The following is an 11,332-nucleotide window of genomic DNA, read 5'->3' on the forward strand; positions in this document are numbered from 1 at the left end:
AATGAAACGAACAACGTTAAGTATCACGCTTCTTTCGACAGTTATGTTATTAACAGGCTGTGGTGAAGAAAGTAATCAAACTTCGAATACTGCAACAACACAAACCGCAGAAAAAGAACCCGCTCAAAAGGCTTGTTACAACGTTGGTGAAACAACGTCATTCGAACGCAAAGATGTGACAGGACCACGCTGCCAATGGCAAAGTGAGCATAACTTTATTGTTTACTCTGAAGATCTGTCTAAGCCTGAATACCCAGGTACGCTTCCTGTCAAACCAGGTTATGCCGTACGCCGAGCAAAAGAGTGGCCTCGTGAAGATTTATCTGATGCGAGCTCTTATGACAAACCTCGAATTCAGTTTTGGTGGAATAATGTTAAGTTTAACGACCCACTCGTAAATGATTACGAAAACGGCTACAAAATTTGGAGCGTGAAAATTGATGGGACAGATTTACGCTTAGTCACAGATGATATACCAAGTACAGCTTCACCACAGAACTATGTGACGAGTCGTTCACCCAATAATCGTTATGTGGCTTATGCCTATAGCTTTGGTGGGCCTTTGATAAAGGCAATCTTTGACTTAGAAACGCAACAGACCATTCAGCTGGGTAGCGCGAGTACTAAGCCATATTTGGTCTGGGCGGACGATTCTAGCTACATCTATTTCTCAGACGGTTTTAAGCGCTTTAAATACACACTCGCGACGGGAACCAAAGAAGAGGTAGATGTACCGTTGTCTGAAGATACGGTCATTGTAGATGGCAAGTTAATCAATGCCGCGGGCTTGGGGGTGGGAGTTTATGACGCCAAGACACTCAAACGCTTATACACGATTTTACCTGAAAAAGAGTTTGAAGACTCCATCGATATTGAGAAGCGCATCTACCGCCAAATTGCTATCAGCCCCAATGGTAAATATGTATGGGGCATAAACTCGTATCGTAAGGTGCTGATCAATGTTGAGGAGCAAACTTGGCTTGCGTTTTCTAAGGAAGGCGATGAAAAGAACGTTTATGCGAAAGTTGTAAATATCAGTAACAACGGTAATGAAACACAGAGAGGAGCAGCAAAAATAACCATTAGACGTTATGGGTCAGATTACCGTTATGAAATGAATGGAAATGGCGCTCAGTCATGGAAGGTGATTCATTCTGGCAGAGTTGCTAAAACCCCAGTGCTTTATAATGCCGATGCTGACGGCGGGCGTTTTCTGGAGGTAGAAAACGATGAGTAATGACCTTAAGTATTTACCAACAGATGTCTATTTGTTTGGTGTCGATTTTCCTAATGTTGGGGATGCACAGAACCCTCGATATAAAGCACTCAATATCGAAAAAGACCTGACCTCATTAGAAGAGTTGAAAAATATCCGCCCTATGTCACGGCTTCCCATTGCAATAAATTTAGGTGAGGAAAGCGCAGCCCTTTGGGCGACAGACGATTTAGGTCGTTTACATGTACTGGGTGATTCTACTCAGAAAAACCAAAAAACCAATATCAATCAGGTTTTGGTACTGCGTTCGCCAGTACATGAGTTAGCACAGAAGACGTACAAGCTGTCTTTTCCTGAATGGTCAATGCTCACAGAGTTGGCGATTGGTGCCCAGAGTAATGCTCGGCCAATCAAAAAGGCGTGCTCAGAACTTGCCTCTATCTTAGGAAATCTAAAGGGAAATGGGAGCAAGAAAACACTGAACTCGCTAGAAAAAAAAGTGGAATACGCTGTCACAGAAGTAAAGCGCTCACAACTTGCGCCTAAATATGAAGCGGGCACTCAAGCACTAACTGATGAGCAAGTTGCGTATAACAAGTGGTATGACTCTGTTCCTGAAGATAAGCCCATTCGTGGCTTTATTGTACCCACGTTCTCATTTCTCGCAGTAGCATTTTCAACACAAGAGTATGCTGATGCAATTGTTAAAGTTACTCGTTTTGATGAGGAGAGCGGACAGCACCTCAACCTGCAAGACGAAGAAATCATAACGCAAGCACAACTTGACCGAAACAGTGATTCGCATCGTCCAATAGCTTTGTTTCCGTTGGCGTCGGAGGTTTTTACTGATGGCATGTACACCATTGAAGTGGTTTTTGATGTTGACCTCATCGATGAGATACCTGAGTTTGCACAGAATGCCACTAATGTAACCAAAGAGTATGATGAATTTGGTGATGCTACTAGAGTCAGCTACGAGCTACGAGAATACATCACGCTTAGCCAAACGACACCGTTTGGTAAGATCGCGGTTGTTGCGGGCGACATGATCTCACTTGAAGAGTCTTTGATATACCAGTTTCCTACGCAGTTTAAAGCTCTACAAGCCTTCCGAATGGGGGAGCTTGAAAACCTAGAGAATAGCGGAACGACTGCCAGTATGAGTGCTGCACTGTGGGAGATTGGCACAAAAGTGACACCAAGTTTGGTTAATGCTGGCATTAATATTCATCAAAACCCATCAAGTAAACATGATGTGATTGGGAGTTTAGCAAACACGTTTTGGGGGCAAGTAGATAAGGGCGCATTACCTCCAGCCATGATTTCGGCATTGGAGTTTTCATTTGGGGTATCGGCTACCGCAGCAGCTTACCAAACTCTTCAAGATTTACGCCAAGCGGCATCTGAATCCGAGCGTGCAGCTCAAGTGGGCTTAAAAGCGCTCCTCAAAGAGAAAGGATTTGATAAAAGTAAGTTCTTTACCAAGGTGATTGAACCTGCGAGAAATGGCAATGCCCACGTTGTGGCGGGGAGTGCTGCTAGAACGTGGTTGACAGGTAACGGCAGTGTCAAAAGCTTTTTGTCGCCCTTTGCTGGGGCCGGGCTCAATGCAATTAACACCTTCTATGAGATAAAAGCGATCACTGACAAAAGCGAGCAATTACGCTTAGCAGAAGAGAAAGCTAAACTCAGGAAAAGTTATTTTGAGCAGGTATCACGCGATTATCTGAACTGGGTACCTGTCTGGAAAGAAAGTCTGAAGAGCGGGGAATTACTGCTTAAGCAAATCATAGATAAGTTAGGCGACAATGTAACGTTTACTGACAGTATTCCGAATGACGTTGCTGAAGACAGTGCAATGTTTGTTAAAGACCATAAAGGTGCCGGTTTACGCTTGGTTTTTCCTTTTGATAACAACCAGGTTCAAGCCCCGCACTTGTCGTATTTGGCTGCGGTCGATAAAGAATTATCTAAGATTCCAAATGCCGTTGTTGAAATCGAAGGGCATGCCTGTCAAAACGGTGATTCAGAATATAACCAAAACCTTTCGCAACAGCGAGCGCAGCATGTTGCTGAGTTCTTTTCTTCAGTCAGTGGTATTCGTTTTTTTGGCGAACGTCGACCGATAGTCGAGGTACCAAACAACGAAATCAAACGCGAAAACGCGCAACTTAATATTAACCGACGTGTTGAAGTTCGCATCTATCTACAAGAGTTTGCGGCGAGAATTCCACCGAGTCGACTCGGCTTTAAGGCTATGGAGCAAGCGCGTTTAGCTCAGTTAGATGCGAACTTGGGAGAAGAAGCAATTGCAAAAGAGCTCAAGCTAGCTATCTTCGAGATGATCGTTGGTATGGCTTGCTATGTTCCGATAATAGGACAGGCAGCAAGAGGCTTTTTCGTTGTCAAAGAAGGCGGGAAAATGCTGATGAGTGGCGCCCAGTTGCTAGACTCTGTGCTCTTCGATTATTACTTGTCTTCCTACAACGAAGTTAGAAAAAGCATATCTGCAATTGAACAGCTTAGCCATGAAACCACAGAAATTATTGATTCACTGGCTGAGATTGATACCCAATTGACTGAGTTGTATTTTTCGTCTTCAGATGCGTTAGTTGAGCACTTAGGAAAAGCTACGGGTGCAAAGGAGTTGATTAAGCGCTATCAACGCCGTGCACTTGCTATTAATGGTTTGGTGCTTTTGATTCAAAGAGCTTGTTCTGAGGGCGAACAAGAGTTCACAGAACAGTGGCGAACACTAGCCATCGATGAATACATTCAGCGATTTATAGAAACCGATGGCTGGGTATTAAACACAGAGTTAAAAGAAAATTTGTGTAACTTGTGGCTCCAAGAACTCATGCGTCGTGAGGGACACAAGCAACTAATTGAAAGTTACGGTGAAGAAATCGCTGAACAAGTCATCACTCGTAATAAAGCAAACTATATTGCTCCAAAAAGGAAAGATGTTTCTGGGGCGTTTAATGTTGCGTTTCCAGTGCAAGACAAGCTCTATAATCGCGATCAACAAAGAGGCTTAGTAGAGTTTGCTACACAATTTAATGTTGAGTCTAAAAAATTATCAGAGGAGGACCTAGGGTTCGTTAGGTTATTAGTCTCTGAGCCTCATGACAACTCTAAATGGGTCACCTTTGATGAGTGGGAGAAGGTACGATTAAAAGCAAATAAAAAGGTGCGATTATCGCCTTTCCACCGTTTGAAGTGGCAAATGGTGTTAGGCAAACAAAGTCTGAAACAGATGACGTCAAATGTGTTTCAGTGTGAGATGTCTTATCAGCGCACTGACGGTTTACTTAATACCAGTGGACCTAAGTTTAATTTGATGTTCAAGCCGATGAAACACGAGGAATTTAGTGTAGATCCCAAAGGTGAGTTGGCCGAATTTTTTGAGGCGGAAAAAGCAGACGGCAAAGTCCTTATTGGTTGTGAGTTTGAACCGTATTTTTACTTTGGCGATGATGTCTTCTCTGGAGTGAAGCCTTTGATCGCTAAGCACGATTTAGTCGATTATAGCGGATACTTATCTAAAGTTGCTCTCGGTCCGATTTTTGGGCAGGTGATAAAAATTGACTCCCAACAAGATGTACTCAAAGAATATGTAAACAGCGGTGGCTTCAAAAATATGACCTATGAGTTCACTCTATCTGGAAGCAACTATAAGCTACCAGTACGAGTGGACAAGACAGTCGGACGATTTATTACGTCACCTAGACAGATTCCTGTAGGAGTCGATACAAACCATAACTATACACTCTCTGCTAAATCGGGCTTTATTGCGAACGGAAATAGTGTGTCAGAGAAAGACTTGTTAACGCTAGATTTTGTCTTACATAGTAAAGTTCATAAAGGCCCGACAAAGCCTATTATCGAAGACATTAAGCACAGTGCGATTGCGGTCAACTACGGAAATAAACGACAGTTTATGAACGAGGACAGTATGTTCACTACTGCAGATGAGCTCAAAGGCTTTGATTGGACTTCGAATAAGTCATTCGCTATGGAAGTTATGCTTATTGGTGGCAAGCACAGAAAAGAGTCGTATGAGGGACAAAACCTCGAATGGCAGAGTGTTCCAGTTTCACTAAAGCTATCTACTACTTTTGATAATGAAGCCGTATTCGGATCTGAAACTACCGCTGGTCCTGAGTATCTAAGTAACCTTACTTATATTGGGATACTAAAGAAGAACGGTTCTAAATGGACGCTAGATGACAGCGATGTGGTTAACAAAAATATAGATGCAGATTTTGTCTCTGAGGCTCTATCCAACATAGACATGGATGAAGATTTCGATGGTAAGGTGGTCTACGCGTCTCGTTTTGAGTTCGCATTTAAAGCGCTGAACGGGCAAGAAATCAAGGGGCTTCGACCATTTGGACCCGTTGTTTCGACATCTGGTCGATTCCAAGAAGCAGTTCTAAAGGTGTCCTCTCTAGTACAACGTAATACAGCGGAAAAAACACCGTTTAAACTTGGAAGCTTTGAGATGTCGTTGGGCAGGCAGTATAAAAATGTAGATGAGTTATCTTATTTTTCTGATTGTGAAGACCCAAGCTATAAAGTTGATAAAGATATGTACGTCAACTGGGCAAAACTGAAACCAGAAGAGCGTACAGAACGTTTAGTAACTTGGATTAGAGACCCATACTTGGCAACCATCATTGAAGCGTCGATTCTCAATAAATAAAAAAACCGCCTTCGGGCGGTTTTTCTTTTCTTATCAATGGAAACTGAAGTAAGATTTTCTCGCTTCTCGCTTCTCGCTTCTCGCTTCTCGCTTCTCGCTTCTCGCTTCTCGCTTCTCGCTTCTCGCTTCTCGCTTAACCAGCTGCAGAAATATCGTATTTCTTCATTTTATGGTTGAGTGTGCTCATTGGAAGTGCCAATTGCTCAGCTGCTTTCTTGGTGTGCCAATTGCAGGCATTTAAGCAATCGATGATCACTGTGCGCTCGTATTGGCTGACAACGTCCTTAAGGCCCATTGAAGCGTCTTCTAAATCCGCTTGTGCTGGCTCGTAGGCAGGTTGTTCTGGGGCAGGTGACGCCGCTGTTACTTCAACACTTGGCGTATCTTCTGGGATTTGTTCACCAAACTCAATGTGAGTGATGGTTTCAAAATCGGACAGTAGCACTGAGCGTTCGATGATGTTTTTAAGCTCACGCACGTTACCTGGGTATGGGTACGCAAGAAGCTGTTTACGGACGTTGGCACTTAACCCTGGTGCTTGCGGTAAACCTAGCGTGTTGGTGGTGTGTTGCACGAAGTGTTCTGCGAGAGGGAGAATGTCCGACTTGCGTGCTCTCAAGGGAGGCAGCGTAATCGGGAAGACATTCAAGCGATAGAACAAGTCGGCACGGAATCCGCCATCTTTGATTTGCTGCATAAGGTTACAGTGTGTTGCCGCGATAACGCGAACGTCCACCTCAATCTCTTTGCTGGTACCGATAGGGCGAACTTTACGCTCTTGCAGTACACGCAGTAACTTCGCTTGTAGTAGCATTGGCATATCGCCAATTTCATCTAGGAAAAGCGTGCCGCCGTTGGCTGCTTCAAACAAACCGACTTTGTCTTTGTCCGCGCCCGTGAATGAACCTTTCTTATGCCCAAACAGTTCAGACTCTAACAACTGTTCGGGAATTGCCGCACAGTTTTGTACGATCAAAGGCTGTTCTGAACGGTTAGAGTTTTCGTGAATGTATTTCGCGATCACCTCTTTACCTGCGCCCGTTTCACCACGCAACAGAACGTCGACAGGAAGAGATAGCACCTTATCAAGACGATTCAAGACATTGAGCATTTCTTCGCTCTCTGCAATAGGACCTTGATAGGCTTTCTGAGTACGTTTTTTGAGCTGAGTGTTCTCGCGCACTAGGGCTTGATTGTCGGCATTGAGATTTTTAATCACTTGCCCATATTGCTCTAACCAAACGGCTTGACGAATGTTACTCGCTGCCATTCGACAAAACTCAGTCAAGGCTGCCTCGTTATCGATGACGTTCAAATCGAGTAAGACTAACAGTCCAATGGTTTTGCTTTCGCTATCAATCAAAGGCCAAGCCAATAAGTTCTCGCTTTTTAATCCCAGTGTCTGCTCAGTTTGATAGATGCTTTCGCAGTCATAGCCGTTGTACTTATACAACTCGTTAATCAACACCACTTCACCATTACGAATGGCAAAGTTGAATGGATCGTTCTCACTGGCTGAGTCTAACTGTAATGCTTCCCAAGGGTGGGAAACGATAGTTTTATCGTTATGGTGAGCGGTACTTGGAATCAACGCCTGCCCAGTCTGGTCCAAAACGTAAATGATGCCGTGCTTTGCGAGGGTCATTTGTCTCGCAGCGGTCAACACGGCATCCAAGGTTTGGGTAAGCTGGCTGCGATCAGCCAAAGACTGACTGATCGCAAGTAGGGCGTTACTAAGTTCGCTATGGTTAGCTGAACGCATAGGTTAGTGTTCCTTGCTCATCGACAGACACTTCGATTTGCGTATGTGAATCATCCTTGTCATGCACTAATAGCTGAGTCGATAGTTGCGGCAGCAACTGACGGTTGATGACCGCGTCGATGTTACGCGCGCCCGTTTCAGCAAGGCGACAGTTACCTAGTACGAACTCAACCAAGCTTTCTTCGTAGCTCAGAGACAACTTGTGATGGCTCTGTAGACGCTGAGAAACTTTGTTCAGCTTGTGGTGAATAATTTCTGTCATTGCTTCATCAGACAGCGGAACAAATGGTAGTACTGACATACGTGCCAACAGCGCCGGCTTGAAGTGTTGGTTCAAAGTAGGGCGAATAGCTTCTGCGATGATGTTTGCATCGATGTCTTTGGATTGATGAACCAAAGATTCGATCTCATGCGTCGCAAGGTTACTGGTCATGATGATCAGCGTGTTCTTGAAGTCGATTGTGCGGCCTTCGCCGTCGTTCAGCGTGCCTTTGTCGAAAACTTGGTAGAACAAGTTCAACACTTCTGGGTCGGCTTTTTCTACTTCATCAAGAAGTACAACAGAATATGGACGCTGACGTACCGCTTCTGTCAGCATGCCGCCTTCACCGTAACCTACGTAACCTGGAGGTGAACCGATTAGGCGAGATACCGTGTGCTTCTCTTGGAACTCAGACATGTTAATGGTCGTCATAAAGCGCTCACCACCAAACATTTGATCAGCGATCGCACGAGCCGTTTCGGTTTTACCCACGCCACTTGGGCCAACCAGCAGGAATACGCCTGTTGGTGCGTCTGGGTTGCCTAAGCCTGCTTTCGCAGTTTGAATGCCTTCAGACAGTGCATCGATAGCGTATTCTTGGCCTTTGATGCTTTGTGTTAGGCTTTCTTTCAGTTTTAGCGTGGTTTCTGCTTCGTCTTGAAGCATCTTACCCATAGGAATGCCAGTCCAGTCCGAGATGACGTGGCTAACTTCATCTGGGCCCACTTCAAAGTGAACCAGTGGGTTGCCATTGCGGATTACATCTAGCTGCTCTTGGCAGGCCGAAATGGCAATGCGAACGGCTTCTTCATCCATTTCTGCATATGGAGAGACGTCTTGCTCTTGTTCTGAATCTTCGTCTGCAACAAGCTCTTCTTCATTTGTTTCGCCAAAGACCAGTTCATGTAAGCGAGAGCGTAGAGCAATCATCTCTTGGATCTGCTCTTTTTCTTTGTGCCATTGCGCTTCTTGTTCTGCTAGCTCTTCTTTCGTTGTTTCCATTGCCAGTTTTAGGTCTGGAATGTTAGCAAGGCTGTGCTTGTCGCCAGTTTGCTGCAGAGCATCACGCTCAAGTGCTTCAAGCTCGCGCTGTTGAGCTGCAAGTTCTTGTTGCAGAGTCTCAACAGAAGCAGGAATGGCATTAAGGCTGATGTTCACTCGTGCACACGCCGTATCTAGTACATCGATCGCTTTGTCTGGCAGTTGACGACCAGAGATGTAACGAGCAGAAAGTGCTGCCGCAGCAGTGATAGCATCGTCACGCACGTAAACGTTATGTGACTTCTCGTATGCTGGGCGCAGACCACGAATGATCAATGCTGCTTGCTCAGGAGACGGTTCGTCGAGTTTCACCAATTGGAAACGACGCGCAAGAGCAGGATCTTTCTCGAAGTACTTCTTGTATTCCGACCATGTTGTCGCAGCGATGGTTTTCACTTCACCACGCGCTAGGGCTGGTTTTAGCAAGTTTGCCGCGTCGCTGCCGCCCGCTTGGTTACCACCGCCAACAAGGGTGTGTGCTTCATCGATGAAAAGAATGATAGGGGTTGGCGAGTTTTTCACTTCATCCAATACTGCGTTTAGGCGTTTTTCGAATTCGCCTTTTACGCTTGCACCAGCTTGCAGAAGACCCATGTCCAGGCCGTAAAGCTCAACACCTTTGAGGTTGTCTGGTACGTCACCTTGTACAATCTTAAGTGCCAAGCCTTCTACTACTGCGGTTTTACCAACGCCCGGTTCACCAACAGCAATAGGGTTGTTTTTACGGCGACGAGCAAGAATGTCCACGATTTGGCGGATTTCTTGGTCGCGGCAGAAAACAGGGTCGATTTCGCCTTTGCGTGCTTTACCAGTGAAGTCGGTTGTGAACTTGCTCAGTGCTGAACCATCTTCACGAGCTTGTGTTTTTTCTGAAGTAGCAACTTGCGCCTCAATAGAGTGGCTTGTTAGCTCTGCAAAGTTACGCTTAAGGCTGTCAGGGTTTACCGCTTCAAGGATAGAGGCGTAACCATGTTGGCCGTAACGGAGAGGGTTGCTAACAAGAGTAAGGAGCAGGGCACCAGAGCGGATTTGTGTTTCGGATAGATCTAAAGAAGAAACCAGCCAACTTTCTTGCAACCATTCGATTAATAAAGCAGAAAAAACAGGTTTGCTGCCATTTCCTTTAGCGTTGGTGTCGAGTGTGGATCGAACCGATTGTCTTAATAAGTTCTCAGAACAATCAAAATGACTCAATAAGACGTCAAAATCACTATTTGGCCTTTCTAATAGACTCAGTAAATAATGCTCAATTTGAACTTCGTTTGCTTTTTCAGAGACTGCAAGTGCAGCGGCGTCTTCTAATGCTACTTTTGCAATCGGGTGTAGACGCTGAATTAATGAAGAAAGGTTTATATTTATCATAGCCATTTTATTCTTTAGAGGAAAAGAGGTAGCGGCTATTATACTAAAAGTAATTGCGTTCTTTTTTTATCAAGATATTTTGACTATCGTTTGTTGGTTATTTTTAATGATTATTGTGACATTAATGTTTGTGGTTATTTTAATGGCGTTGTTATTCTAAATTAATTGATAGTAAAAGTGTCGGATTTATTAGTTTTAATGACTTTATTTACACGGTTTTATATGGTTATTTTCACTTTTTAAAGTTAGAACAATTTATTATTATCTTAATCCAACTTTTTGGTTTTTTATCCAATAAATTGTACTCAATATATTAGTGAACAATGCCTGTAATTACTTAAGTTGTTGTTTTTGTTTGATTTTTAAAGTTGGCACGGACTTTGATTATACCAACTAGTCGCGGTGATAAGCGATTTGGTGATTTAAACAAAACAGATTTTAGAAAAGGAAATAGCGATGCCAACTCCAGCATATATGTCTATCCAAGGTGAGACTCAAGGCCATATTACTAAAGATACTTACTCTGCAGATTCAGTAGGTAACACATGGCAAGAAGCTCACGTTGATGAGTTCCTAGTACAAGAACTTGATCACGTGCTAACAGTTCCACGTGATCCACAAAGTGGTCAGCCAACTGGTCAACGTGTACACCGTCCACTTGTTGTAACTAAAGTTCAAGATCGCTCATCTCCACTACTATTCAACGCACTAGTATCTGGCGAAAAACTTCCTGAGTGTGTGATCCGCTTCTACCGCACTTCAGTTCAAGGTAAACAAGAGCACTACTACTCAATCAAATTGATTGATGCGCTACTTGTCGATATCCAAACTCGTATGAACCACTGTCAAGACGCAGCAACAGCTGACCGCGTGACAGAAGAAGTGCTTAAGTTCACTTACCGTGCGATCGAAGTAACTCACGAAAACTGTGGTACTGCGGGTAACGACGACTGGCGTGCTCCACGCGAAGCTTAATTGCTCGTC

The 11,332-nt window shown here is 44.3% G+C and carries 5 protein-coding genes; 3 read left to right on the top strand and 2 right to left on the bottom strand.

The window, feature by feature from the left end:
- The first annotated feature begins 1 nt into the window (after nucleotide 1).
- Nucleotides 2–1,237 (top strand): TolB family protein, encoded by a 1,236-nt coding sequence (locus R7Q11_RS01890; RefSeq protein ID WP_064354667.1) that lies wholly within the window; start codon nucleotides 2–4, stop codon nucleotides 1,235–1,237.
- Nucleotides 1,230–5,921, top strand: a complete 4,692-nt coding sequence (locus tag R7Q11_RS01895; RefSeq protein ID WP_064354668.1) for an OmpA family protein — start codon at nucleotides 1,230–1,232, stop codon at nucleotides 5,919–5,921. Before R7Q11_RS01890 ends, R7Q11_RS01895 begins: the two co-directional genes overlap by 8 nt.
- Before the next feature lie 133 nt (nucleotides 5,922–6,054).
- Here R7Q11_RS01895 and R7Q11_RS01900 read toward each other — a convergent pair whose 3' ends face one another.
- Together R7Q11_RS01900 and tssH are read right to left on the bottom strand one after the other, a co-directional pair.
- Nucleotides 6,055–7,683, bottom strand: a complete 1,629-nt coding sequence (locus R7Q11_RS01900; RefSeq protein ID WP_225466139.1) for a sigma-54-dependent Fis family transcriptional regulator — start codon at nucleotides 7,681–7,683, stop codon at nucleotides 6,055–6,057.
- The gene (gene tssH / locus R7Q11_RS01905) at nucleotides 7,670–10,348 is read right to left on the bottom strand and encodes a type VI secretion system ATPase TssH (protein ID WP_158159506.1); all 2,679 of its coding nucleotides are present in this window, start codon (nucleotides 10,346–10,348) and stop codon (nucleotides 7,670–7,672) included. The genes R7Q11_RS01900 and tssH overlap by 14 nt, the downstream gene beginning before the upstream one ends.
- Before the next feature lie 456 nt (nucleotides 10,349–10,804).
- On the opposite strand from tssH, the gene R7Q11_RS01910 reads away from it, so the two are divergent.
- Entirely contained in the window at nucleotides 10,805–11,323 is a 519-nt protein-coding gene (locus R7Q11_RS01910; protein ID WP_005373415.1) for an Hcp family type VI secretion system effector, read from the top strand.
- The last annotated feature ends 9 nt before the right edge of the window (nucleotides 11,324–11,332 follow it).

Source organism: Vibrio sp. 970 (assembly GCF_033339075.1).

Excerpts from the sequence above, each read along its gene's own strand:
- R7Q11_RS01890 (WP_064354667.1), top strand. The coding sequence starts at position 2 with ATGAAACGAACAACGTTAAGTATCACGCTTCTTTCGACAGTTATGTTA.
- R7Q11_RS01895 (WP_064354668.1), top strand. The coding sequence starts at position 1,230 with ATGAGTAATGACCTTAAGTATTTACCAACAGATGTCTATTTGTTTGGT.
- R7Q11_RS01900 (WP_225466139.1), bottom strand. The coding sequence starts at position 7,683 with ATGCGTTCAGCTAACCATAGCGAACTTAGTAACGCCCTACTTGCGATC.
- tssH (WP_158159506.1), bottom strand. The coding sequence starts at position 10,348 with ATGATAAATATAAACCTTTCTTCATTAATTCAGCGTCTACACCCGATT.
- R7Q11_RS01910 (WP_005373415.1), top strand. The coding sequence starts at position 10,805 with ATGCCAACTCCAGCATATATGTCTATCCAAGGTGAGACTCAAGGCCAT.